Source organism: Myxococcus vastator, assembly GCF_010894475.1.
Taxonomy (GTDB): domain Bacteria; phylum Myxococcota; class Myxococcia; order Myxococcales; family Myxococcaceae; genus Myxococcus; species Myxococcus vastator.
Genome location: NZ_JAAIYB010000032.1, coordinates 1 through 24,959, shown reverse-complemented (window position 1 = coordinate 24,959; position 24,959 = coordinate 1). Strand labels below are relative to the sequence as shown.

The 24,959-nt window shown below is 71.2% G+C and carries 18 protein-coding genes; 16 read left to right on the top strand and 2 right to left on the bottom strand.

Going from position 1 to position 24,959, the window contains the following annotated elements; genetic code table 11:
• The first annotated feature begins 3 nt into the window (after positions 1–3).
• From trpD to G4D87_RS05350, 9 genes are all read left to right on the top strand, one after another.
• On the top strand, positions 4–1,020 hold the full coding sequence (trpD, locus tag G4D87_RS05390; protein WP_163779630.1) for an anthranilate phosphoribosyltransferase: 1,017 nt from the start codon (positions 4–6) through the stop codon (positions 1,018–1,020).
• Positions 1,017–1,805: an indole-3-glycerol phosphate synthase TrpC gene (locus tag G4D87_RS05385; RefSeq protein WP_163779628.1), complete on the top strand. Its 789-nt coding sequence runs from the start codon at positions 1,017–1,019 to the stop codon at positions 1,803–1,805. The genes trpD and G4D87_RS05385 overlap by 4 nt, the downstream gene beginning before the upstream one ends.
• A complete protein-coding gene (locus G4D87_RS05380; protein WP_163779626.1) occupies positions 1,802–2,440 on the top strand; it encodes a phosphoribosylanthranilate isomerase in 639 nt (212 codons plus the stop codon). Before G4D87_RS05385 ends, G4D87_RS05380 begins: the two co-directional genes overlap by 4 nt.
• 5 nt (positions 2,441–2,445) lie before the next feature.
• A complete protein-coding gene (trpB, locus tag G4D87_RS05375; RefSeq protein WP_163779624.1) occupies positions 2,446–3,651 on the top strand; it encodes a tryptophan synthase subunit beta in 1,206 nt (401 codons plus the stop codon).
• A complete protein-coding gene (gene trpA / locus G4D87_RS05370; RefSeq protein ID WP_163779622.1) occupies positions 3,648–4,439 on the top strand; it encodes a tryptophan synthase subunit alpha in 792 nt (263 codons plus the stop codon). Before trpB ends, trpA begins: the two co-directional genes overlap by 4 nt.
• Before the next feature lie 279 nt (positions 4,440–4,718).
• Positions 4,719–9,095, top strand: a complete 4,377-nt coding sequence (locus tag G4D87_RS05365) for a CARDB domain-containing protein (protein WP_163779620.1) — start codon at positions 4,719–4,721, stop codon at positions 9,093–9,095.
• 349 nt (positions 9,096–9,444) lie between these two features.
• Positions 9,445–11,094, top strand: a complete 1,650-nt coding sequence (locus G4D87_RS05360; protein WP_240358029.1) for a DUF6923 family protein — start codon at positions 9,445–9,447, stop codon at positions 11,092–11,094.
• Positions 11,095–11,108: 14 nt separating this feature from the next.
• The gene (locus tag G4D87_RS05355) at positions 11,109–11,642 is read left to right on the top strand and encodes a hypothetical protein (protein WP_163779618.1); all 534 of its coding nucleotides are present in this window, start codon (positions 11,109–11,111) and stop codon (positions 11,640–11,642) included.
• 62 nt (positions 11,643–11,704) lie between these two features.
• Positions 11,705–12,310: a histidine phosphatase family protein gene (locus G4D87_RS05350; protein ID WP_163779616.1), complete on the top strand. Its 606-nt coding sequence runs from the start codon at positions 11,705–11,707 to the stop codon at positions 12,308–12,310.
• Between the two features lies 1 nt (position 12,311).
• Here G4D87_RS05350 and G4D87_RS05345 read toward each other — a convergent pair whose 3' ends face one another.
• The gene (locus G4D87_RS05345) at positions 12,312–12,875 is read right to left on the bottom strand and encodes an anthranilate synthase component II (RefSeq protein ID WP_163779614.1); all 564 of its coding nucleotides are present in this window, start codon (positions 12,873–12,875) and stop codon (positions 12,312–12,314) included.
• Positions 12,872–14,365 carry an anthranilate synthase component I family protein gene (locus tag G4D87_RS05340; RefSeq protein ID WP_163779612.1) on the bottom strand — a complete coding sequence of 498 codons (1,494 nt, stop codon included), beginning with the start codon at positions 14,363–14,365 and terminating at the stop codon, positions 12,872–12,874. The genes G4D87_RS05345 and G4D87_RS05340 overlap by 4 nt, the downstream gene beginning before the upstream one ends.
• 180 nt (positions 14,366–14,545) lie before the next feature.
• Here G4D87_RS05340 and G4D87_RS05335 point away from each other — a divergent pair, with 180 nt between their 5' ends.
• From G4D87_RS05335 to G4D87_RS05305, 7 genes are all read left to right on the top strand, one after another.
• The gene (locus G4D87_RS05335) at positions 14,546–15,598 is read left to right on the top strand and encodes a ligase-associated DNA damage response exonuclease (RefSeq protein ID WP_163779610.1); all 1,053 of its coding nucleotides are present in this window, start codon (positions 14,546–14,548) and stop codon (positions 15,596–15,598) included.
• A gap of 3 nt (positions 15,599–15,601) precedes the next feature.
• Entirely contained in the window at positions 15,602–17,197 is a 1,596-nt protein-coding gene (locus G4D87_RS05330; RefSeq protein WP_163779608.1) for an ATP-dependent DNA ligase, read from the top strand.
• Entirely contained in the window at positions 17,184–19,766 is a 2,583-nt protein-coding gene (locus G4D87_RS05325; protein ID WP_163779606.1) for a ligase-associated DNA damage response DEXH box helicase, read from the top strand. Before G4D87_RS05330 ends, G4D87_RS05325 begins: the two co-directional genes overlap by 14 nt.
• Positions 19,736–20,389 carry a ligase-associated DNA damage response endonuclease PdeM gene (pdeM, locus tag G4D87_RS05320; RefSeq protein WP_163779604.1) on the top strand — a complete coding sequence of 218 codons (654 nt, stop codon included), beginning with the start codon at positions 19,736–19,738 and terminating at the stop codon, positions 20,387–20,389. Before G4D87_RS05325 ends, pdeM begins: the two co-directional genes overlap by 31 nt.
• A gap of 1 nt (position 20,390) precedes the next feature.
• Positions 20,391–20,756, top strand: a complete 366-nt coding sequence (locus tag G4D87_RS05315) for an HNH endonuclease (RefSeq protein ID WP_163779602.1) — start codon at positions 20,391–20,393, stop codon at positions 20,754–20,756.
• Positions 20,757–21,154: 398 nt separating this feature from the next.
• Entirely contained in the window at positions 21,155–21,817 is a 663-nt protein-coding gene (locus tag G4D87_RS05310; RefSeq protein ID WP_163779600.1) for a cytochrome c3 family protein, read from the top strand.
• Positions 21,814–24,959, top strand: a 3,146-nt coding sequence (locus G4D87_RS05305; RefSeq protein ID WP_163779649.1) for a TAT-variant-translocated molybdopterin oxidoreductase, incomplete at its 3' end; no start/stop codon positions are given. The genes G4D87_RS05310 and G4D87_RS05305, both read left to right, overlap by 4 nt.

Below are 24,959 nucleotides of genomic sequence, written 5' to 3'. Positions count from 1 at the left end.
GCCATGACCCTCAAGGAAGCGCTGGGCAAGGTGGTGGGCCGGCGCGACCTCACCCGCGAGGAGATGACCCGCGTCATGGGTCTGATGCTCGCCGGGGAGGCTTCGCCTGCCCAGGTTGGCGCGCTGGCGACGGCGCTGAAGATGAAGGGTGAGACGGAGGATGAAATCCTCGGCGCGGCGGAGGCCATGCGGGCCTGCGCGGCGAAGCTGTCCCCGCGCGCCGACGTGGTGCTCGACACCTGCGGCACCGGCGGCGACGGCGCGCACACCTTCAACATCTCCACCGCGGTGGCCTTCGTGGCCGCCGGGGCGGGCGTGACGGTGGCCAAGCACGGCAACCGCGCGGTCTCCAGCCGCTGTGGCAGCGCGGACGTGCTGGCGGCGCTGGGCGTCTCCATGGAGCGCCCGCACGAGCGCGTGGCGCGGGACATCGACGAGCACGGCGTGGGCTTCCTCTTCGCGCCCTCCCACCACGGGGCCCTGCGGCACGTGGCGCAGGCGCGGCGGGACATGGGGTTCCACAGCGTGTTCAACCTGCTGGGACCGCTGACGAACCCGGCGGGCGCGCGCTACCAGCTCCTGGGGACGTTCGACGGCAAGCGCGTGGAGCAGACGGCCCGCGTGCTGGGCCGGCTCGGCAGCCGCCGCGCGTGGGTGGTGCACGGCCATGACGGGCTGGATGAAGTCTCCCCGTGCGGCGCCACGGAGGTCGCGGAGCTGCGCGAGGACGGCACGGTCCACACCTTCACGGTGTCGCCCCGGGATGCGGGGCTGGACGTGGTGCCTCGCGAGGCCATCGCGGGGGGCGACGCGGAGGAGAACGCCCAGCGGCTGCGCGCGCTGCTGGACGGAGAGCGCTCCGGGCTGCGCACGGCGGTGCTGCTCAACGCGGCGGCGGCGCTCGTCGTCGTGGGGCTGGCGGCGGACCTGCGTGACGGCGTGAGGAAGGCGGAGCACGCCATCGACTCGGGCGCGGCCCGGAACAAGCTGGCGGCCCTCATCGAGGGGGGCTTGTCATGAGCCAGGCAGGAACGTTGGACCGCATCATGGCGCGCAAACGTCAGGAGCTCGCGGCGCGTCCGCCCATGGTGCCTCGCAGCCGGCCCACGCCCCGCGACTTCGCGCAGGGGTTGGTGACACACCGCTCCGGGCGGCCGCTGAGCGTCATCGCGGAGGTGAAGCGCAAGAGCCCTTCGGGCGGGGACTTCCCCCACGCCGACGTGGTGGCGGTGGCCCGGGCCTATGAGGCCGCGGGCGCCAGCGCCATCAGCGTGCTGACGGATGGGCCGGACTTCGGCGGCGGCCTGGAGGACCTCGTGGCCGTGCGGGCGGCGGTGTCGCTGCCCGTGCTGCGCAAGGACTTCCTCGTGGCGGCGCGCGAGGTGGAGGAGAGCGCGCTGTGGGGCGCGGACGCGGTGCTGCTCATCGCCGACGCGCTGGAGGATGGCGAGCTGCGGGAGATGGTCGCCACGGCGAAAGCGGTGGGCGTGGCCGCGCTGGTGGAGGCCCACACGGAGGCGCACGCCGAGCGCGCGCTGGCCGCGGGCGCGAAGCTGGTGGGCATCAACAACCGCGACCTCTCCACGCTGAAGACGGACACGGGCACGGCGCTGCGGGTGATGCCGAAGCTGCGCTCCCGGGCCCGCGTGCTGGTGGCGGAGAGCGGCCTCAAGTCCCTGGTGGACCTGGAGGCGGCGCGGGAGGCGGGCGCGGACGCCGTCCTGGTGGGCGAGTCCCTGCTTCGAGCGCCCGACCCCGGACACGCGCTGCGGCGGCTGCTCGGGGTGGAGGCCGCGGCGCCATGAGCGTCCGCGTGAAGGTGTGCGGCGTCACGCGCCTGTCCGACGCGCGGGCCGCGTGGGAGGCGGGCGTGGACGCGCTGGGCCTCAACTTCTACCCGAAGTCCCCCCGCTGCCTGGACCTCCCCACGGCGGCGGCCCTGGCGCGCACGCGGCCGCCCCTGGGCACGGTGCTGGGGGTGTTCGTCAACGCCGCGCCGGCCACCATCCGGGAGGCGGTGCGCGCCTGTGGCCTCACGGCCGTGCAGCTCCATGGGGACGAGCCCCCGGAGGCCTGCTCGGGGTACGGCGTGCCCGTCATCAAGGCGCTGCGAGTCACGGGTCCGGAAGACGTGGCCCGGGCCCAGGCGTATGTGGGCGTAGGGGACGTCGCGGGGCTGCTGCTGGACGGCGCGGCGCCGGGCTATGGCGGCGGCGGCGTGGGCTTCGACTGGTCGCTCGTCGCGGGGCTGGCGGGCAGTGGCGTGCCCGTGCTGGTGGCGGGGGGCCTGCGGCCCTCCAACGTGGCCGACGCGGTGCGCGCGACGCGGCCGTACGGCGTGGACGTGGCCAGCGGCGTGGAGTCCGCCCCTGGCATCAAGGACGTGGAAGCGGTGCGCGCCTTCGTGCGCGCCGCGAAGTCCATCAACCTCTGGGAGTGACAGACATGACGACGGAGACTGTCGCCGGCCGCTTCGGGCGCTACGGCGGACGCTACGTTCCGGAGACGCTGGTCCCCGCGCTGCAGGAGCTGGAAGAGGCCTATGCCGCGGCGAGCGCGGACCCGGCCTTCGGCGAGGAGGTCGCCCGCGTGCTGCGTGAGTACGTGGGCCGCCCCACCACGCTGACGCCCGCCCGGCGCCTCACGGAGGCCTGGGGCGGCGCGAACGTGTGGCTCAAGCGCGAGGACCTGGCGCACACCGGCGCGCACAAAATCAACAACACCGTGGGGCAGGTGCTGCTCGCGAAGCGGATGGGCAAGCAGCGCATCATCGCGGAGACGGGCGCGGGCCAGCACGGCGTCGCCACCGCCACCGCGTGCGCCCTCTTCGGGCTGCCCTGCGAGGTGTACATGGGCGCGCTGGACGTGGAGCGACAGGCGCTCAACGTCTTCCGCATGCGCGCGCTGGGCGCGGTGGTGCGGCCGGTGGAGTCCGGCTCGCGCACGCTGAAGGACGCGATGAACGAGGCCATGCGCACCTGGGTGTCGCAGGTTTCGGACACGCACTACGTCATCGGCAGCGCGGCGGGGCCGCACCCCTATCCCACGGTGGTGCGCGACTTCCAGGCCGTCATCGGCCGCGAGCTGCGGACGCAGGCCCTGGCGGCCTTTGGCGGCCTGCCGGACGCCATCATCGCGTGCGTGGGGGGCGGCTCGAACGCCATTGGCGTGCTGCACCCGTTCATCGGTGACGCCAGCGTGCGGCTGGTGGGCGTGGAGGCGGGAGGCCACGGCCTGGAGACGAAGCAGCACGGCGCGTCGCTGACGCTGGGGACGGAGGGCGTGCTGCACGGCTCGCGCTCGCTGGTGCTCCAGGACGAGGACGGCCAGATTCAGGAGGCGCACAGTATCTCCGCGGGCCTGGACTATCCGGGCGTGGGCCCGGAGCTGGCGCACCTGGCGAAGACGGGGCGCATGGAGGTCCGCGTCGCCACGGACGACGAGGCGCTGGCGGCCTTCTACGAGGTGGCGCGCCTGGAGGGCATCCTCCCCGCGCTGGAGACGTCCCACGCCTTCGCGCGCGGCCGAGAGCTGGCGCGCGAGCTGGGGGCGGGCAAGCACCTGGTCATCAACTGCTCGGGCCGCGGAGACAAGGACGTGGCCACGATTTCCGCGCGGGGCGTGCCTCCGCCGGTGGGGGTGAAGGCGTGAGCGGCGAGATTGCACAGGCCTTCGCCCAGGCGAAGGCGCGCGGAGAAGGCGTGCTGGTGGCCTACGCCATGGCGGGCGACCCGGACCTGCCCCGCTCGGTGGACGTGTTCGCCGCGCTGGTGGAGGGCGGCGCGGACGTGCTGGAGCTGGGCGTGGCGTTCAGCGACCCCATCGCCGACGGCCCCGTCATCCAGGGCGCGGCGGAGCGGGCGCTCAAGGCCGGCTCCACGCTCAAGCGCGTGCTGGATGAGGTGGTGCCCGCGGTGCGCCAGCGCTGCCCCCAGACGCCGCTGGTCATCATGACGTACGTCAACGTCATCATGGCCATGGGCGAGGCGCGCTACGCGAAGCTCGCCCGCGAGCGCGGCGTGTCGGGGACCATCCTCCCGGACCTGCCGCCCGAGGAGAGCGCCAGCCTGCGCGCCACGTTCGACGCGGAGGGCCTCGACCTGATTCCCCTGTGCGCGCCCACCACGCCCCCGGCGCGGGCACAGGCCATCGCGAAGGAAGGCCGTGGCTTTGTCTATTGTGTGTCCGTGTCCGGCGTGACGGGCATGCGCGCGGAGCTGCCGCCGGACCTGTCACAGCGGTTGGAGTTGGTGCGAAGCGCCGCGCCCGTCCCCGTGGTCGCGGGCTTTGGCATCTCCACGGCGGAGCAGGCACGCACCCTGTCTGCCCATGCGGATGGCGTGGTGGTGGGCAGCGCGCTGGTGCGTGCCGCGCACACAGAAGGCCCCGCCGCGGCGAAGGCGCTCTGCGCCGACATCAAGCGCGGGCTGCGCCGCTGAGGCCTGGCCGCTTCTCCCCAGCTTAATTCGATTTTCGGGAATAATTCGCCATCCCTATAAACACTCCGGAGCGCCCTGGACACCCGCATCGGGCGGGCTCGTCCGCGGCGCCATCCATCCGGAGGCAATATGTTGCAACGGCGAAGGCCGTCTTGGAGCGGTGCGTTCCTGCTGACAGCGGGGCTGCTGGCAGGGACGGGCTGTGGGGGCGACGCAGCTCCCACCGAGCCTGTACCCACAAGAAGTCAGTCCCAGCGCCAGGGCTTTGGCCCCGACCTGGTGATACGGGAGCTACGGGGCCCCGCGAGCGTTCGGCTCGGGGAGACGTTCACCGCCACGGTGCGGGTCTGCAACGAAGGGACAGCGCTCGCCCAGGGGCCCTTCGGCGCGCTCGAGCTGGGCCTCTACCTCTCCACGGACGACACCCTGTCCTGGCCCGACCCGGGCCTGCCGCCGCCCCTGGACCAGGTGCTCGTCGCCACGGTCCAGATGAACGCGCTGGAGGCGGGGCAGTGTGAGACGCGGGGCCTCACCGGGTACGCCACGCCGCCCGCGCAGGGCCAGGGGGACGGCGCCTACCACCTGGGCGCCATCATCGACGTGCAGCAGACCGTCGTCGAGTTGGACGAAGCCAACAACGTCGGCGTGACGGTGCTGGGCGTCGGGCTCCGGCCGGACCTCGTCGTCACGGAGGTCCACGCGCCCGCCAGTGCCCGAAGCGGCCAGGGCATCACGACGACCGTCAAGGTGTGCAACCAGGGCACGGCGATGTCGGAGCAGGGGTCCGTGGACCTCTACCTCTCCTCGGATGACACCGTGTCCTGGCCCGTCCCGAACCCGCCGCCCACCTCGGGCCAGCTCCTGATTGGCTCGTTCCCCATGCCGGAGCTGTCCCAGGGCCGGTGCGCCCTCCGCGAGGTGTCCTCCCTGGTGACGCTGCCGCCCGGCGCCTCACCCGGGCAGCCGCTCTACCTGGGCGTCATCGCCGACGCCCAGCAGAGCACCCCGGAGCTGCGCGAGGACAACAACATCACCGTCAGCGCCCCCATCGGCGTGGGGGACGCGCCGGACCTCGTCGTCACGGAGGTCCACGCGCCCGCCAACACCGGGGGCAACCACCCGCTCATGGCCACCGTGAGGGTTTGCAACCAGGGCACCCAGCCCGCGCCCACCAGCGCCGTCGAGCTGCACCTCTCCGTGGATGGCGCCTTCGCCATGCCCGGCGCTGGCACGCCGCCCCCACCGGGACAGACGATGGTGGGCCAGACGGGCCTGCCTCCGCTCGGCCCTGGCCACTGCGCCACACGCGACGTGCTGGCCGATGCGGCCCCGCCCCCCGGCGGCCCGCTCGACAGGGTCGTCTTCATGGCGGCCCTCGTCGATGCCGCGCAGAACGTCCCGGAGCTGCGCGAGGACAACAACGTCTTCGTGAAGGGCCCCCTCGGCGTGGGGCAGGCGCCCGACCTCGTCGTCACCGCGATGACGGCGCCCCCGAGCCTGAGCCCCTGGGGCTCCGCCAACGCCTCCGTCACCGTCTGCAACGAGGGTACGGAGTCGACCTCGATGGTCGACGTCGAGCTGTTCCTCTCCATGGTGCCGACGCTGGACCTGCCGTCCTATGTGTACAGCCACCATGGGACCCAGGCCTCGATTGGCTTGCTGACCCTCCCCGGGCTGGACCCGGACCAATGCGTCACTGGCGACGTCGTCATCCACGCGGGCCGACCCCACGACGCGCCCCCCGGAATGGAGTCCTTCTACCTGGGCGCCATCGCCGGCACGGCGTCGAACGTCCCGGAGCTGCGCGAGGACAACAACACCTTCGTGAGCGGACTCATGGGCGTGGGCGAGCGCCCCGACCTGGTCATCACCTCGCTGAAGGGGCCCGCCAACGTCGGGACAGGCAGCTTCCCCGTCACCGCGACGGTCTGCAACCAGGGCACCCAGAGCAGTTACTCCGACGTGCTGGAGCTCTATCTCTCCACGAGCACGTTCCTGAACGCGCCAACGCCGGAGGGTGGCCCCGCTTTCGAGCCGTTCATGCGCACCCCCATTGGGATGCTCACGCTCCCACCGCTGGACCCCGGCGAGTGCAGGGCGCTCTCCGGGACCGCGGTGGCCCAGTCCCCAGGAGGGAACTGGAACACGGCCTACTTCCTCGGCGGCATCGTCGACCCGTGGTCGGCGGTGCAGGAGCTGCGCGAGGACAACAACACCTTCATCGGCGGCGTCATCGGCGTGGGTGACGGCCCCGACCTCGTCGTCACCGCCCTCACCGGCCCGGCCAGCGTGCGGAGGAACGAGCCGTTCTCATCGGCCCTCACCGTCTGCAATCAGGGCACCGCGCAGTCCAGCCCCAGCCAGGCACAAGTGTTCCTGTCCACCGAGCCCAGCCTGGTCTTGCCGGACTGGAACAACCCGGGCGCCCCGCTCCCGGAGAGCCAGACGCCCGCCGGTGAGCTGAGCATCCCCTCCTTGAGCGCCGGCCAATGCTTCACGGGCACCGCCTCCGGCTCTGCCTACCTCCCGCCCTCCGTTCCAGGCGAGGCCTTCCACCTGGGCGCCATCGTCGACGTGTGGAGAGACGTCGAAGAGCTTCGCGAGGAGAACAACACCTTCGTCAGTGGCCGCATCGGCGTGGGTGACGGCCCCGACCTCGTCGTCACCGCCCTCACCGGCCCCGCGAGCGTGCAGCCCAATGACGCCTTCACCGCCACCGTCACCGTCTGCAACCAGGGCACTGCCTCCTCGTACTCCTCGGACCTGGAGCTGTTCTTCTCCACGACGGCAGGCCTGGCGCTGCCCCGGTGGAATGGCCCCGGCGCCCCCTTCCCGGAGACGCAGGCGCCTGCCGGGATGTTGCCCGTCCCGTACCTGGAAGCCGGCCAGTGCGTCACGCTGGCGGTCCCGGGCTACGCGCAGCAGCCTCCCGCGGCGACGCCCGACCAGCCCCTCTACCTGGGCGCCATCGTCGACGGGTGGGGAGGCACGCTGGAGCTGCGCGAGGACAACAACACCTTCGTGAGCGGCCTCGTGGGCGTAGGCTACGGGCCCGACCTCGTCGTCACCGCCATCCAGGCCCCCGCCAGCGTGTTGCCCAACGACACGTTCCACGCGACCGTCACGGTGTGCAACCAGGGCACGGCCCCCTCGGCCGGCAACGACGTGGAGGTGCACCTCTCCTCCGAGCCGACGGTGGTCATGCCCCGGTGGAACGGTCCGGGCAATCCCCTGCCGGCCACGCAGCAGCCTGTCGGCAGCATGAGCGTGCCCTCGTTGAACGCCGGCAGGTGCTTCACGGGGAGCGCCTTCGCCACGGCCAACCGGCCTCCCGCGGCGACGCCCGGCCAGCCGCTCTACCTGGGCGTCCTGGTCGACGCGAATCGCTCCGAGCAGGAGCTGCGTGAGGACAACAACGTCTTCGTCAGCGGCCAGCTCAGCGTGGGCGAGGGCCCCGACCTGGTCATCACCTCCGTCACCGGCCCCGCGAGCGTGGCGCGCTACGATGCGTTCACCGCCACCGTGTCGGTCTGCAATCAGGGAACGAGCGCGTCGTCCTCCACCCAGGTGGAGGTCTACCTCTCCACGGAGGACACCCTGCACCTGCCGTCGTGGAATGGCCCGGGCCAACCGATGCCGGACACCCAACGGCTGGTGGGCGAGCTGAGCCTCCCGCCGCTGCAAGTGGATGACTGCACGACGTTGAACATCCCCTCCTGGGCGCAGCGCCCCCCGGCGACGGTGGCGGACGGACCGCTCTATCTGGGCGCCATCGTCGGCGCACATGCACCGCACGACGAGCTTCGCGGAGACAACAACACCTTCGTGGGCGGCCTCATCGGCGTGGGGTACGGCCCGGACCTCGTCATCACCACCGTGAGCGCGCCGGCGAGCGTGCCGTCCAATGGCACCTTCACCGCCACCGTGACCGTGTGTAATCAGGGGACGCAACACTCGAACGGCACGTCCCTGGAGCTGTTCTTCTCCACGCAGGCGCGGGTGGTCATGCCCCAGTGGAATGGCCCGGGAATGCCCTACCCGAACACCCAGATGCCCCTTGGCTACGTCAACGTGCAGCCCCTGAATCCAGGGCAGTGCGTCACGGAGCCCGCCTCAGCCTGGGTGACGCTGCCCCCCGAGGCATCGCCCAATCACCCCCTGTACCTGGGCGCCGCTGTCGACACCTCTCAGATGGAGGCGGAGCTGCGCGAGGACAACAACACCTTCGTGAGCGGACTCATGGGCGTGGGCGACCGGCCCGACCTGGTCATCACCTCCCTCTCCGGCCCCACCTCCGTGAGGACAGGCAGCGCCTTCACCGCCACCGTGCGCGTGTGCAACCAGGGCACCACCACCGCCAGCAACACCGCCGTGGACCTGTATCTGTCGAGCAGCGACACACTCGAGCTCCCACCTCAAGGCGGACCGGGGGCCCCCCCCGAATCACAGACGCTCATCGGCGCCGTTCAGGTCAACACCCTGGACGCCGGGCAGTGCGTCACGCGCAATGCCTCGGTGACGGCCTACACGCCTCCGGACTCGGGCCCCACCGGGTTCTTCTACCTGGGCGGCATCGCCGACCCCTGGAACCACCAGGAGGAGCTGCGCGAGGACAACAACGTCCGCGCGGACCGGCTCATCATCGTGGCGCCGTAGTCACTGTCTGAGAACAGGCCCGGCCGGGCGCACCGCCGTCCGGCCGGGCCGCCTGCAACCCTGAACGAATGCCAGCCGTCCTCCTGTAATTCCTACACAGCCGCGACGGCGCGCGCCGCTCCGGCGTCAGCGCCCCCCTGCCCTCGCGCGCCACCCGGCGGACACCAACCAGACCTCCAGGTCATCCGCCCTCCTTCCCGAAGGCATTCACAGACAACGCCATTCAACACCCATGCGCCCTCCGGGGCTCGCATATCAATCTCCAAGAATCACAACAACCAAGAGAACAACTGGCACATCGACTGCAGCCCGGCCCTGGCCCCCAGCAATCACGAACGTGGAGACCTCCATGATGGATAGGAAGTGGCTCTGGCTCCTGTTCATCGGCGCCGTCTGGGCCTCGAACGCCTGGGCCAATGACTTCCGAGCCGGGCAGCTCGTGAACGGACGCAAGCAATATACGGTCGGCACCTACCCGGAGACGCTGCGCTTCACGTTCACCGTCACCAACATCGACCCGGCGCTCCCCGCCGAGCTGCTCTCCGCGACCGCGCCCCTGATGAAGCCCTGCACGCGCGCCCCCACGCCGCCCCTCGTGGTTCCGGCGGATGGGCAGGTCACGTATCAATGCGAAATCGAGCTGGAGAGCTACGACGCGTGTCTCACATTGGGGATACACGATGCGAACCCCGTCACGCCCAACCCCGAGGTCTCCTTCACCAGCACCTTCAGCATCGGTTGGGACGCAGGTGCCAGCCAGGCGGGGACCAACGTGCTCTGCCTCCCTCGGCCCGACCTGTTCTGCGACGACACCGTCTACCTCTCCACGACCTCGCGCGCCCTGGATGGACGGCCCGCGGCCCCCTCGCGGCTCTACATCTTCGACCCCGCCACCGGCACGCTGACGCTGCAGGGTGAAGCGGCACTTCCCTACAACGCGCTGGCGTTCAACCCCTTCGACAACATCCTGTACGCCATCGCCTCGGACGGCATTGGCGCCCCCCGCTTCATCCGCGTCGACGCCACGGGCGCATCGCGCGTCATCGCCCCGCTGGACACCGCGGCGCCTCCCTCCGCCCTCTGGACCGCGGGAGCCGTCCTCAAGGACGGCGCCTACGTCGGCTTCGAGCACGGCACCCGTCGCCTCATCCGCGTCAACCCCACCACCGGTGAGACGCTCTCCGAGCAGGTCGTGACGGCCCCGGGAGACTTCCAGGTGGCGGACTTCGCGGTGAGTCCCCGGGACGGCCAGCTCTACGCCTTCAACAACGCCACCCAGCGGCTGACCCGCATCGACCCGCTCACGGGCGTGGCCACGGACCATGCCTCGCCCGCGCGGATTGACGGCAGGCCCGCGGAGGCCCCGGTCATGAGCGCCGCCGTCTTCACACGTGACGGCGAGCTCTACCTCTACGGAACCAGCGGCCCCGACACCCGCCGGGCCAGCGGCTTCCATGCCGTGGACGTGATGACGGGCCACCTGACCACCCTCCTCACGCGGCCGGTGCCGCAGCTCGCGGACGGCGCGATGTGTGGCTTCTACCTCTGGGGCGCGCCTCGTCCGCGGCCGACGACGCGGGACCGCGGCTTCTTCGGCGCCAGCGAGAGCGCCCTCCTGGAGTGCCTGGCCTACGGCCCCATCTCCCTCGGCGCGCTCGGCGAGGTCTCCACCCTCCCAGGTGCCCTGGGCATCCTCTGGGCCAACCCCGCCATCGCCTCGAACAACGCGCGCCGCACGGCCCTGGAGTCCTTGAAGGTCCGGACGGCGCGCGAAGCGCTGACGGCGGTCTGCAACGAGCGCGTCTTCAACACACGCGCGCCTGCCCTGTCCGCGCTGGCCAATCCGGCCTCGCTCGACCCCGGCCCGGTGGAGGAGCTGCGTCAACGGCTGGAGCGGCACAACCACGCTGGCAAGCGGACGGCGATTCCGCTGCGAAAGCGAATCTTCGCCATGGACCCGCTGCGGGCCATGGAGCGCGCCGAGGAGCCTCGGTTCTGAAGGAGACAGCGGTCATGAAGCTTCCATCCCAATCCAGGTGGGCTCCGGCCCTGCTCGTGGCGCTGGGGACGACAGGCGCCTGCGACAGCAGCGAGGACGATTTGGTGCGGGCGTTGGGCGACCCCGTGCTGGACGCCTTCGAGCTCCGCCTGCGGGGCCAGGACGCGGCACGGTACGAGAAGGTCCTGCTGGGCATGGGACAGGTGGAGATCACGTCCTTCGGCGAGCCCGTCCGCTTCGAGCCCTCGCCCAACGCACGCGCCATGGACCTGTCGGACACGGACCACGCCCACCTGCTGGGGCGCTTCTTCCTGCCCAGGTACGTGAAGCAGGTGGACATCACCGTGCGCCTGGACGACGTGGGCGCGTTCAAGGAAGACAGCCTGGCGGGGCTCGTCAACGCCCAGGCCGGAACCATCCAGTTTTCGACCACGCGCGGCGCCCTGGAGCAGCGCTCACGCGTCGTCATCCACCTGCACCTGAAGGACAGCCTCTTCGAGGGCAGGGGCGGAAAGACGCTCCTGCCGTCGACATCCATCGCCCACTGAAAGTCCCGGCGCCCCGAGGCCCCTCGGGCTTTCACCTGCGTGTGCGCCCGGGCCCTGCCAGAATGCGCGCCATGAAGACCCCCGGGAAACAGGTGGTGCTCGTCCGGCACGGTGAGACGGAGTGGAGCCACAATGGCCGGCACACGGGGCGGACGGACATTCCGCTCCTGGACTCCGGAAGGGAGATGGGCCGCCTTCTGGGCGCGCCGCTGAAGGCCTGGCGCTTCGACGCCGTCTACACCAGCCCCCTCAGCCGCGCGGCGGACACCTGCGCGCTCGCCGGTTACGGCGACCTGGCCCAGCCGCGCGAGGACCTCATGGAGTGGGACTACGGCGACTACGAGGGGCGCACCAGCGCGGAGATTCGCGCGGAGCGGCCCGACTGGACCCTCTGGAAGAACGGCGTCCCCAACGGAGAGACGGCGGCGCAGGTGGCCACGCGCGTGGACAGCGTCATCTCCGACGCGCTCCGGACGGATGGGGACGTGCTCATCTTCGCCCACGGGCACCTGCTCCGCGTGCTCGCGGCGCGGTGGCTGGGCCTGCCCCCGTGGGAGGGCCGCCTCTTCCTGCTGAGCACCGCGTCCATCAGCGTGCTCGGCCATGACGGCGACAGGCGCCGCCCGGCCATCGTGTCGTGGAACGACACCACGCACCTGCGCGCTTGAGCTACAGCCGCCCCTCCAGGAAGTTGCGCACCAGCGCCGGCCCATCCGGCGTGAGCACGCTCTCTGGATGGAACTGAACGCCCACCACGGGCCGCTCGCGGTGGCGCAGCGCCATGATGAGGCCATCCTGGCTCCACGCGGTGGCCTCCAGCTCGGCGGGCAGTGACGGCGCCTCCACGATGAGCGAGTGGTAGCGCGCCGCCGCGAAGCCCGCGCTGAGCCCGGCGAAGAGGCCCGTGCCGCCATGCTGGATGTGCGCCGCCTTGCCGTGCACCGGCGCTGGCGCGCGCACCACCTTGCCGCCGAAGGCCGCGCCAATGGACTGGTGCCCCAGGCACACGCCCAGCACCGGCACCCGTGACTGGGCAATGGCCGCCACGCTGACGCCCGCCTCGTGCGGCGTGCAGGGCCCCGGTGAAATCACCAGGTGGGACGCGCCCGAGGCCGCCACGCCTTGCGCATCCAGGTCGTCGTTGCGCACCACCTTCACCTCGGCCCCCAGCGTGTACAGGAGCTGCACGAGGTTGAAGGTGAAGGAGTCGTAGTTGTCGATGACCAGAATCACCGGCCACCTCCCTCGCGCGCCAGCCGCAGCGCGGCGGCCATGGCGCCCGCCTTGGCTTCCGTCTCGTCCGCTTCCTTCGACGGCACCGAGTCCGCGACCACGCCCGCGCCCGCGGTCCACATCGTCCGGTCTCCGTCCACGAAGAAGGTACGCAGCGCGATCGCCACATCCAGCGTGCCGCAGAAGGACAGGTAGCCCACCGCGCCCGAGTAGGGCCCGCGCCGCTGGACCTCCAGCTCGTCGATGATTTGCATCGCGCGAATCTTGGGCGCGCCCGACACCGTGCCCGCGGGGAAGGTGCTGGCCAGCGCGTCCAGCGCGTCGTACTTCGCGTCGAGCTTGCCGCGCACCTGCGACACGATGTGCATCACGTGGCTGTAGCGCTCGATGAGCATCATGTCCTCGACGCGCACCGAGCCGGGCGCCGCCACGCGGCCCACGTCGTTGCGCCCCAGGTCCACCAGCATGATGTGCTCGGCGCGCTCCTTCTCGTCCGCGAGCAGCTCCTTCTCCAGGGCCAGGTCCTCGGCCTCGGACGCGCCGCGCCGCCGGGTGCCGGCGATGGGCCGCACCACCACGTCCCCGTCGCGCACCTGCACCAGCAGCTCCGGCGATGCGCCCACCAGCGCGCGGGCCTCGCCCAGCGCCACCAGGAAGAGGTACGGCGACGGATTCACCCGCCGCAGCGCGCGGTAGAGCGACAGCGGCGGCGGCGCGCCCCGGGACTCGAAGCGACGCGCGAGCACGACCTGGAAGATGTCTCCGGCGCGGATGTACTCCTGCGCCCGCGCCACCGCCGCCTCATACCCCGCGCGGTCCCAGCACGCGGTGGGCGCCACGTCCCCCCGCATGCGCGGCGCCGGCGCGTAGGCCTCCGGAGGCAGCGGCTTCAGCAGCCGGTCCGCCATGGCCCGCGCGCGCGCCTCCGCGTCCTTCAGCGCGGCGGCCACGCTGCCGTGCAGCGACGGCCGGGCAATGGCGGTGGCCCTGAGCGTCCCGGTGCGGGTGTCGTGCGTGACGAAGTCCTCGCACACCAGCCATTCCGAGTCCGGGAAGGAGAGGTCGCTGGGGTGCCGGTCCGGCACCGTGGGCTCCAGCCACGAGAAGCAGTTGTAGCCCATGTACCCCACGAGCCCGCCCAGGAAGGGCGCTTCACCGGGGAGCCGCGCCACGGCCAGCTCGCGCCAGAGCTGGCGCAGCACGTCCAGCGGCTTGCCGTCCCGACGCTCCTCGTTCGCGCCCCGCCACAAGGTGGCGCCGCCGCGGTCCAGCCGCACGCGGCCCGCGGGCTCCGCGCCAATGTGGCTGTAGCGGCCGAAACGCTCGCCGCCGTAGCACGACTCGAGGATGAAGCCGCGCGAACCACCGCCCAGCTTCAGGTAGGCCGACAGCGGCGTGTCGAGGTCCGCCGGCAGCTCCACCGACACCGGCACCGCCTCGCCCTGCTCCGCGCGCTGCCGGTAGGCTGACTTCCGCTCCTGTGCATCCATCGTCGCTGACTCGCTTCCCACCGCGCATCACGGCAGGGGGGAATGGGGTTATCCCCCGTCCAGGGGGAGTCCTCCAAGCGGTCCGATATTCCTCCGCGCACGTCACGCAAGCCCCAGGCCAGCGGGTGCCCGGGGAGCAGCCCGGGGAGCTCCCGCCGGTGAGGCGACGTCCCACCCCGGGTGGTCCGGCTCCGAGCCCCTCGCTATCTGAATGGGACTTTGCGTGCCGCTCCTTCCGCTCCATTGATGACGGTGACGCCTCAGGGGCTCTACTGCGTTCCCGGCGGCTTCCACGTCGACCCCTGGCGTCCGGTGGACCGGGCGCTCATCACCCACGCGCATGGCGACCACGCCCGCGGTGGCAGCCGCCATTATCTGGGCGCCCGGGCAGGCAAGGGACTGCTGCACCGGAGATTGGGCGCGGACGCCACCATCGACACGCTCGACTACGGCGAACGGTTGAGCATCAACGGCGTCACCATCAGCTTCCATCCCGCGGGCCACGTGCTGGGCAGCGCGCAGCTGCGCGTGGAGCACGGCGGGGAGACGTGGGTGGTGTCCGGTGACTACAAGCGCGCGCCGGACCCCACGTGCGCGCCCTTCGAGGTCGTCCCCTGCCACACCTTCATCACCGAGGCGACGTTCGGCCTGCCCATCTTCCGCTGGGACGCGACGGAGCAGGTGGCCGAGGACATCCTGCGGTGGTGGGACGCCAACCGCGCGCTGGGCCGCGCGGCGGTGCTGTTCTGCTACGCGCTGGGCAAGGCGCAGCGGCTGCTCGCGGAGCTGGCGAAGCGGACGGACCGCACCGTGTTCGTCCACGGCGCGCTGCACGCCCTGGTGGACGTGTACCGGGACGCGGGCGTCCACATGTTGCCCACGCGATTGGTGTCCGAGGTGGAGAAGGGCACCTCGTTCGCGGGAGCGCTGGTATTGGCGCCGCCGAGCGCGAGCGGCTCCACGTGGATGCGCCGCTTCGGTGACTACGAGACGGGCTTCGCGTCCGGCTGGATGCGCGTTCGCGGCAACCGCCGCCGCCGGGGCTTCGACCGCGGCTTCGTGCTGTCGGACCACGCGGACTGGCCGGACCTGCTGCGCACGGTGAAGGACACCCAGGCGGAGCGCGTGCTGGTGACACACGGCTACACCGAGCCGCTGGCCCACTACCTGCGCGAACAGGGCGTGGACGCCGCGCCCCTGGCCACGCCCTTCGAAGGCGAAGCGGAGGATTGACGCGTGCGGCGACTGGCGGACCTCTACGAAGCGCTGGACCAGACCACGTCCACCAACGCCAAGGTGGAAGCGCTCGCGCGCTACTTCCAGGAAGCGCCCCCGGAGGACGCGGCGTGGGCGCTCTACTTCCTCACGGGCCAGAAGCTGAAGCGGCTGATTCCCACGAAGCTGCTGGTGGGGTGGACGCAGGAGCTGACGGGCATCCCCGGCTGGCTCTTCGAGGAGGTCTACGCCTCCGTGGGCGACCTGGCGGAGGTGATTGCCCTGCTGCTGGACGCACGCGAGCGCCCGGCGCGGACCGAGGAGCTGCCTCTGTCCGCCTGGCTGGAGCAACGCCTGTTGCCGCTGCGTCAACTGGATGCCGCCGGGCAACGCGCGCAGGTGCTGTCCTGGTGGCACGCCATGCCCCGGCGCGAGCTGTTCCTGCTCAACAAGATGCTCACCGGCGAGCTGCGCGTGGGCGTGTCCTCCACGCTGGTGGTCCGCGCGGTGGCGCAGGTGGCGGGCCTGCCCGCGCCCAGCGTGGCGCACCGGCTGATGGGGACGTGGACGCCCTCGCCCACCTTCTTCCGGCAGCTCGTGTCCCAGGACGTGTCGGACGGCGACAGCTCCCGGCCCTACCCCTTCTACCTCGCGTCACCGCTGGAGCAGCCACCCGGGGACCTGGGCGACCGGGCGGAGTGGCTGGTGGAGTGGAAGTGGGACGGCATCCGGGGCCAGCTCATCCGCCGCGAGGGCAGCGTGCATCTGTGGAGCCGGGGCGAGGAGCTCATCACCGAGCGCTTCCCTGAAATCGCGGACGCCTCGGCGGCGCTGCCCGAAGGCACGGTGCTGGACGGCGAGGTGCTGGCCTACGCGGACGGAACGCCCCTGCCCTTCGCCCTGCTCCAGCGGCGCATCGGCCGGCAGAAGCTGACGCCCAAGGTGCTGGCCGAAGCCCCCGCGGCCTTCATCGCCTACGACGTGCTGGAGCTGGGAGGCGAGGACCTCCGGAGCCAGCCGCTGCGCGAGCGGCGCGCGAAGCTGGAGGCGCTGTTGAAGGACGTGCCGCGGCTGCCCGTCTCCCCCGTCGTGCAAGCGGCCACCTGGGAGGACCTGGCCACCGCGCGGGGCGAGGCGCGAGCGCGCAACGTCGAGGGCTTCATGCTCAAGCGCCTGGAGTCGCCGTACCTCACCGGGCGCAAGCGGGGCGACTGGTGGAAGTGGAAGATTGACCCGTTCACGGTGGACGCGGTGCTGCTGTACGCGCATCCGGGCCACGGCCGGCGCTCGTCGCTGTACACCGACTACACCTTCGCGGTGTGGAACGGCACGGAGCTCCAGCCGGTGACGAAGGCGTACTCCGGCCTGACGGACGCGGAGATTGGCCGGCTGGACCGGTGGATTCGCGCGCACACGCGGGAGAAGTACGGCCCGGTGCGCTCGGTGGAGCCCGAGCAGGTGTTCGAGCTGCACTTCGAGGGCATCCAATCCTCGCCGCGTCACAAGTCAGGCGTCGCGCTGCGCTTCCCCCGAATCGCCCGCTGGCGGACGGACAAGAAGCCGCGGGACGCGGACACGCTTGACTCGCTCAAGGAGCTGCTCCATGCCAGCGGGTAGGCCTCGCTCCCTGCGGGCGCAGATTGCCGCCAGTCGCAAGGCCCTGCGCGCCACCACCGAGCCCCCGGCCGCGAAGGCTCCGCGCGAGCCCAGGCGGCCTCGCCTCCAGCGCGCATCGACTCAAGCGCGAACGCGTGAATCACCCCTGGACCGGCTGCGCGGCTGGTTCCACGCGAAGGGGTGGACGCCCTATCCATTCCAAGAAGAAGCCTGGGCCGCCCACGCGCGCGGCGAAAGCGGGCTCATCCACGTCCCCACCGGCGCAGGCAAGACGTACGCGGCCTACCTGGGCCCGCTCGCGGACGTGGCGGCGCAGGGACAGCCCGGGCTTCAGCTCCTCTACGTGACGCCGCTGCGCGCGGTGTCCCGGGACGTGGAGAAGGCGTTGAGGGAGCCCCTCGCCGTGCTGGACGCGGACATCACCGTGGAGAGCCGCACCGGCGACACGTCCTCCTCGGTGCGCCAGCGTCAGCGGGAGCGGCTGCCGCAGGTGCTCATCACCACGCCGGAGTCACTGTGCGTCCTGCTCACGCATGAGCGGGCCCCCGAGCTGTTCGCGTCGCTGCGCTCCGTCATCGTGGACGAGTGGCACGAGCTGCTCGGCTCCAAGCGAGGTTCACAATTGGAGCTGGCGCTGGCCCGCCTGCGCCACTTCGCACCGGGCCTGCGCACCTGGGCGCTGTCCGCCACGCTGGCCAATCTGGACGAGGCCGCCCGTCACGCCGTGGGCACCGGCCAGACACCCACGATTGTGAGCGCGGCGCTGGAGCGGCCCGTCGTCGTGGAGACGCTGCTGCCCGAGTCCGTGGATGCGTTCCCCTGGGCGGGCCACCTGGGCTTCTCCATGCTGGCCCGCGTGGGCGCGTGGCTGGACGCGGAGCGCTCCACGCTCATCTTCACCAACACGCGCTCCCAGGCCGAGCGCTGGTTCGCGGGCCTTCGCTTCGCCCGTCCAGAGTGGGAGCACCTCATCGCGCTCCACCATGGCTCCATCGACCGCGAGGAGCGCGAGCGCGTGGAGAGCGGCCTCAAGGAAGGCTCGCTGCGCATCGTGGTGTGCACCTCGTCGCTGGATTTGGGCGTGGACTTCGGCCCGGTGGAGCGCGTGGTGCAGGTGGGCAGCCCCAAGGGCATTGGCCGGACGATGCAGCGCGCGGGCCGCGGCGCCCACCGTCCCGGCGCCACCTGTCACATCCTCTTCGTCCCCACGCACGCGCTGGAGCTGGTGGAGATGGCCGCCGCCAAGGACGCGCTCCTGCGCCGCGAGGTGGAGGCCCGCACACCTCCGACCCAGCCGCTGGACGTCCTGGCGCAGCACCTGGTGACGTGCGCCCTGGGCGGCGGCTTCACGCCCGAGGCCTTGCGCGACGAGGTGCGCACCGCGGCGGCGTTCGCCAGCCTCACCGACGAGGCGTTCGCGTGGACCCTGTCCCTGGTCCGCGAGGGCAGCCCCACGCTGCGCGCCTACCCGGAGTTCCGCCGCGTGGTGGAGCACGAGGGCCGCTGCGTCGTCGCGGACGCGCGCGTGGCCCGCATGCACCGCATCAACATCGGCACCATCACCTCCGACGCCGTGGTGCAGCTGCGCTACTGGAGCGGCGGGCGCCTGGGCAGCGTGGAGGAGTCCTACGTCAGCCGCCTCAAGCCGGGCGACACCTTCATCTTCGCGGGGAAGAAGCTGGAGTTCAGCCGCCTCCAGGACATGACCGCCTACGTGCGGCCCGCGAAGACGAAGGTCACCCAGACGCCGCGCTGGGGTGGCAGTCGCCTGCCCTTGTCCAGCTCACTGGCCGCCGCCGTGCGGCGCACGCTGGACACCGCGCGCCATGGCGACGTCACCTCGGACGAGCTGGCCGCGGCCTGGCCCGTGCTGGACGCGCAGGCCCGCCTGTCCCGCATCCCCGCGGCGGACCTCCTCCTCGCGGAGACGTGCCAGACGCGCGACGGCCACCACCTCTTCCTCTACCCCTTTGAAGGACGACTGGTGCATGAGGGACTGGCCGCGCTGCTGGCGCTGCGGCTGACGCGCCTGCGCAAGGCCACCTTCACCCTGTCGGTGAATGACTACGGCCTGGAGCTGCTCACGCCCACGCCCTTCCCCTTCGAGGAGGCGCTGCGCCCCGCCCTCTTCACCCGCGAGCGGCTGGAGGCGGACGTCCTGGAGAGCGTCAACGTCGGAGAGCTGTCGAAGCGCCAGTTCCGAGACATCGCGCGCATCGCCGGGCTGGTGCTGCCGGGCCTGCCCGGCGCGCGCAAGTCCTCGCGACAGGTCCAGGCCAGCGCGTCGCTGCTGCACGACGTCTTCATCAAATACGACCCGGACAACCTCCTGCTCGTCCAGGCCCGCCGGGAGGTGCTGGAGCAACAGTTCGAGGAGGGGCGCCTGGAGCGGACCCTGGAGCGGCTTCAGGCCGCGCCCCTGGAGCTCATCCAGGTCCGCCGGCCCACGCCGCTCGGCTTCCCGCTCGTCGTCGAGCGCATCAGCGCGAGCCTGTCCAGCGAGTCCCTGCTGGAGCGGGTGGAGCGCTTGAAGGAGCGATGGACTCGCGAAGATGCCAGGTCCGCCTAGCGGGCACCCTGCTGGAGCTGCTCCCGGAGCGCGCCCTGTACTGGCCCGACACCGGCACCCTGGCCGTGGCGGACCTGCACTGGGGCAAGACGGAGAGCTTCCAGCAGCACGGCATCCCCCTGCCCACGGGCGTGCTGGAGGACGACCTGGCCCGCCTGTCCGCGGCGCTCACCTCCACCAATGCCCGTCGCCTGCTCCTGCTGGGCGACCTCATCCACTCCCGACAGGGACTCACCCCCGCCGTCGTCGAACGGCTGGCCGTGTGGCGGGAGTCCCACGCCTCCGTGGCGTGCGTCCTGGTGCGGGGCAACCATGACCGGCACGTGAAGACGCTGCCCGAGCGCTGGCGCCTGGACGTCCGCGAGGCCTCCATTGACGAAGGCCCCTTCCACTTCGCCCACCATCCGGAGCCCGTGTCCGGCCGCTATGTATGGGCAGGTCACCTCCACCCCATGGTGCGGCTGGGTGGGAAGAGCGACACACTGCGACTTCCCTGCTTTCAAGTGGGACGCGGCGTGGGCGTGCTCCCGGCCTTCAGCGCCTTCACGGGGGGACTCAACGTCTCCCGCCGCGCGGGCGATCGCATCTTCGCCGTCGCCGGCACCGCAGTCGTCGAGGTGTAGGATGAGCTACGCCAAGCGTCGCAAGATACTGGGTATCATCGAAACGGATAATACCTTCGAGCGCGCCGACCACCGGGGCCGCGAGGCGTGGCTTGGCAAGTGCTTGCACTGCAACGCGCACTTATGGGTCGGCTTGGATGGCGAGCCGATCAGCCGCGCCACCATCGAGCACATCCTCCCGAAGACGGCCGGGGGCACCGAGGCGCTGACCAACCTGGGGCTGGCCTGCGCCCGGTGCAACCAGGGCAAGGGCTCCCGGCATGACGCCCGCTATCACCGGGACGCACGCGCCCGGGAGCTGGTGGAACGGCTCCTGGCCCGGCGCCTCGCGCGCTGGCGAAAGCGGGAGACCGACGAAGAGCCGTGAAACACCCGGCGTGATCCACCCCGGCGGGTGCTTTGCTCAATCGCCCCTACCTCCCGCCAGAAGAGAGATTCATCACCGCGCGACGGCGACTTTCCGCCCTCGCACGTGGAAGTGGTATCCCCGCACCGCCACATCTGAATGGTTGACACTGCCGTGTCGATGCCCGATGGTCCCGCGCCGCATTAGGGCAGGGAGAGAAGGAGGGCCCCGCCCACGGCATTACTAATAGAGGTCTCGTTGGACGTGTCCGCTTCGCCTTCAGTGCGCCAGGAGCCACCGCCCACCCGCCCCGTTGGGGCCGGGAACGCCCCTCCGCTCCCCGTGCCCGGCAACGCCCACGCCTCGCCTTTCGTTCCCGTCACTGCTTCTGTCGAAGCCCCCTTGCCCATGGTCCTGGTATGAGCGGCCCTCTCTTCCCACGTTGGACGAACACGGTGTCGCGGCTGTCAGCCGCGGCGCTCCTTGCCGTGCCCGCCATCGGCATCGGCGGTCTCATGGCCTACGTGCGCTCGCCGTACGTCACTGGCCAGCAGCGGCCCGTTGAACAGCCGATCGAGTTCGATCACCGCCACCACGCGGGTGATGAGCAGATTGACTGTCGGTACTGCCATTGGACGGTCGAGGAGTCGCCCTCCGCGGGCATCCCCTCCACCACGGTGTGCATGTCCTGCCACGCGCAGGTCTGGAACAAGAGCCCGTACCTCACCGAGGTCCGCAAGGCGTTCTTCTCCGACCAGCCCATCCCCTGGGTCCGCGTGCACAACCTGCCGGACTTCGTCTACTTCAACCACTCCATCCACGTGGCCAAGGGCGTTGGCTGCGCCACCTGCCATGGCCGCGTCGACCAGATGGCCGCCGTGGAGCAGGCCGCGCCGCTCACCATGGCCTGGTGCCTGGATTGCCACCGCAATCCGGAGCCCCACCTGCGTCCGGCGGAGTTCATCACGTCCATGACGTGGACCCCGCCCGAAGACAAGGCCAAGGCCGCTGAGCTTGGCCGCCAGTTGGCAGAAGCGTACGACGTCCACTCGCGCGAGAGCTGCTCCACATGCCACCGATGAACACGAAGCGCGACGGCGCCCCGTCGCAGGACACCCCCTCCTCCTTCGCGCTCCCGGTCGTCACGGACCGGCCCGCCGCCGCGTCCGACGTTGTCGGCGAAGCGCTCGAGCACGCCGCCGCCAACGCCTCCTCCTCCGAGCCCGGCTATGGCCAGACGTACTGGCGCAGCCTGGAGGAGAAGCTCGGCGCGCCCGCCTACCTGGAAGAGACGCGGCCGGAGTTCCCCGCCGGCGCGGACCTGGCGCCCAGCGGCTTCGCCCGCCGCGAGTTCATGCACCTGCTGGGTGCCTCGCTGGCCCTGGCCGGCGCCACGGCGTGCAGCACCCGTCCGGTGGATGAGCGCCTCCTGCCGTACACCAAGACGCCTCCCGAGCTCGTCCCGGGCAACCCGCTCCACTACGCGTCCGGCATGACGCTGGCCGGCCACACCTCCGGTCTGCTCATCACCGCCCGCGAGGGTCGCCCCGTGAAGATCGAGGGCAACCCGGACCACCCCATCAACCAGGGCGCCGCGGGCCCCTGGGAGCAGGCGTTCCTGCTGTCCCTGTACGACCCGAGCCGCGCCCGCGTGCTCCGTCAGGGCAAGAGCCCCCGCGCCCTGCGCACCCTGCGCGAGGAGCTGGCCAACCGCGCCAACAAGGCCTCCGCCGGTGACGGTGGCAGCCGCGTGCGCTTCCTGTCCGAGCCCGGCAACTCGCCGCTGACCGGCGACCTGCGCAACCGCATCCTGAAGAAGCTGCCGAACGCGCGCTTCCACAGCTACACCGCGCAGACGCACGACACGCAGGCCGAGGCGGCCCGCGCGCTCTTCGGCGGCCAGGCCGTCACGCCCATCTACGACTTCGCCCAGGCGGACATCGTCCTGGCGCTGGACGCGGACTTCCTGGAGAGCCGCCCGGAGAACCTGGCCTACGCGCGCCAGTTCGCCAACCGCCGCGACCCGAACAGCGGTCCGCTCAACCGGCTCTACGTGGCCGAGGCCCGCTTCTCCATCACCGGCGGCATGGCCGACCACCGCCTGCGCGTGAAGTCGCAGGAAGTGCTCGCGGTCGCCGCCGCGGTGGCGCAGGCCGTGGGGGGCCCCGCCGCCTCGCTGGCTGGCGCCGCCGCCAACAAGGCGTCGCTGAAGGCGGACCACGACAAGTGGGTGCAGGCGGTCATCGCGGACCTGCGCGCCGCGCGTCCTGGCCGCAGCCTGGTGGTCGCGGGTGAGCGTCAGCCGGCCGCGGTCCACGCGCTGGCCCACGCCATCAACGCCGCGCTGGGCAACACCGGCACCACGGTGAAGTACGTGCAGTCGTCCATCGCGGAGCAGGAGGGCCTGAGCCAGGTCCGCGCGCTGGTGGAGGACCTCACCGCCGGCCGCGTGGACACGCTGGTCATCACCAGCTGGAACCCGGTGTTCTCGGTTCCGGCGGACACGGGTCTGAAGGAGCTGCTGGACCCGGCGACCAACCCCAACCGCGGCAACCTCACCGTCCTCTACACGGGCCTCTACGAGGACGAGACCAGCCAGTACGCCGACTGGTTCGTCCCCGCGGCGCACCCGCTGGAGACGTGGAGCGACGGCCGCTCGTTCGACGGCACCGTGGCCATTGCCCAGCCGCTCATCCAGCCGCTCTACAACGGCGTGGCGGAGTCCGAGCTGCTGGCGATGTTCCTCGACGAGCCCTACCGCCCCGCGTACCAGATGCTGCGCGACTACTGGCAGGGTCAGGCCGAGGGCCAGGGTGACTTCGAGGCCCGCTGGGAGAGCTGGGTCTCCGACGGCGCCATCCCCGGCACGCAGGCCGCCCCGGTGCAAGGCGCTCCGGACTTCGGCGCAGCCTCCGCGCTGGTGACGGGCTACGCGGCCCCCGCCGCGGGCGAGCTCGAGATCAACTTCGTCTACGACTACAAGATCTTCGACGGCCGCTTCGGCAACAACTCGTGGCTGCAGGAGCTCCCGGACCCCATCACCAAGATGACCTGGGACAACGCCGCGCTGCTGAGCCCGGAGACCGCCAAGCGCCTGGGCCTGGAGCCCGGTGACCTGGCGGAGCTGAGCTACGGCGGGCGCAAGCTGACCGTGCCGGTGTGGATTACGCCGGGCCACGCCGACGACACCGTGACGATGTCGCTGGGCTATGGCCGTGACGGCCTGCACGAGCAGGTGGCCAAGGCGGTGGGCTTCAACGCCAACGCCGTGCGCACCCTGAAGGCCCCCTGGTTCGACGGCGGCGCCACGCTCACCAAGGTGCGCGGCAGCTACAAGTTCAGCCTGACCCAGACGCACTGGCGGATGGAGAACCGCCCGCTGGCGCTGGACATGCCGCTGTCCGAGCTGAAGAACCCGTCCACCGCGACCCAGCACACGCTCCACCGCGTCAAGGGCGAGCTGAAGTTCGGCGTCCAGGACAACCTGCCGGCCTTCGACTACGACAAGGGCCCCAGCAACCCCCAGGGCTACAAGTGGGGCATGGCCATCGACCTGTCGCGCTGCACCGGTTGCAGCGCGTGCGTGATTGCCTGCCAGGCGGAGAACAACATCCCCGTCGTGGGCAAGCAGCAGGTCTCCGTCAGCCGTGAGATGCAGTGGCTGCGCATCGACCGCTACTTCGAGGGCAGCGAGAGCGACCCCCGGATGGTGATGCAGCCGGTGATGTGCGTGCACTGCGAGAAGGCCCCCTGCGAGTACGTCTGCCCGGTGAACGCCACCGTGCACTCGGACGAGGGCCTCAACGACATGGTGTACAACCGCTGCGTCGGCACCCGGTACTGCTCGAACAACTGCCCGTACAAGGTGCGCCGGTTCAACTACCTGCACTACACGGCGGACAAGACGGCCACCGAGAAGATGCTGATGAACCCGGACGTCACCGTCCGCAACCGCGGCGTGATGGAGAAGTGCACGTACTGCGTCCAGCGCATCGAGCGCACGCGCATCGACGCCCGCGTGGAGAAGCGCCTCATCAACGAGAAGGAACTGCAGACGGCCTGCCAGCAGACCTGCCCCACGCAGGCCATCACCTTCGGCTCTCTCAACGACCCGCGGCAGCGCGTCACGCAGCTCCACGAAGATGAGCGCGCGTACAAGCTGCTCCACGAGCTGGGCACCCGCCCGCGCACCGCGCACCTCATCCGCGTCCGAAATCCCAACCC

Bases quoted from the DNA above. Each gene is read 5' to 3' on its own strand.
- G4D87_RS05385 (WP_163779628.1), top strand. From the start codon at position 1,017: ATGAGCCAGGCAGGAACGTTGGACCGCATCATGGCGCGCAAACGTCAG.
- G4D87_RS05315 (WP_163779602.1), top strand. From the start codon at position 20,391: ATGAGCTACGCCAAGCGTCGCAAGATACTGGGTATCATCGAAACGGAT.
- G4D87_RS05325 (WP_163779606.1), top strand. From the start codon at position 17,184: ATGCCAGCGGGTAGGCCTCGCTCCCTGCGGGCGCAGATTGCCGCCAGT.
- trpB (WP_163779624.1), top strand. From the start codon at position 2,446: ATGACGACGGAGACTGTCGCCGGCCGCTTCGGGCGCTACGGCGGACGC.
- G4D87_RS05355 (WP_163779618.1), top strand. From the start codon at position 11,109: ATGAAGCTTCCATCCCAATCCAGGTGGGCTCCGGCCCTGCTCGTGGCG.
- trpD (WP_163779630.1), top strand. From the start codon at position 4: ATGACCCTCAAGGAAGCGCTGGGCAAGGTGGTGGGCCGGCGCGACCTC.
- pdeM (WP_163779604.1), top strand. From the start codon at position 19,736: ATGGACTCGCGAAGATGCCAGGTCCGCCTAGCGGGCACCCTGCTGGAG.
- G4D87_RS05310 (WP_163779600.1), top strand. From the start codon at position 21,155: ATGAGCGGCCCTCTCTTCCCACGTTGGACGAACACGGTGTCGCGGCTG.
- G4D87_RS05360 (WP_240358029.1), top strand. From the start codon at position 9,445: ATGATGGATAGGAAGTGGCTCTGGCTCCTGTTCATCGGCGCCGTCTGG.
- G4D87_RS05350 (WP_163779616.1), top strand. From the start codon at position 11,705: ATGCGCGCCATGAAGACCCCCGGGAAACAGGTGGTGCTCGTCCGGCAC.
- G4D87_RS05340 (WP_163779612.1), bottom strand. From the start codon at position 14,365: ATGGATGCACAGGAGCGGAAGTCAGCCTACCGGCAGCGCGCGGAGCAG.
- G4D87_RS05380 (WP_163779626.1), top strand. From the start codon at position 1,802: ATGAGCGTCCGCGTGAAGGTGTGCGGCGTCACGCGCCTGTCCGACGCG.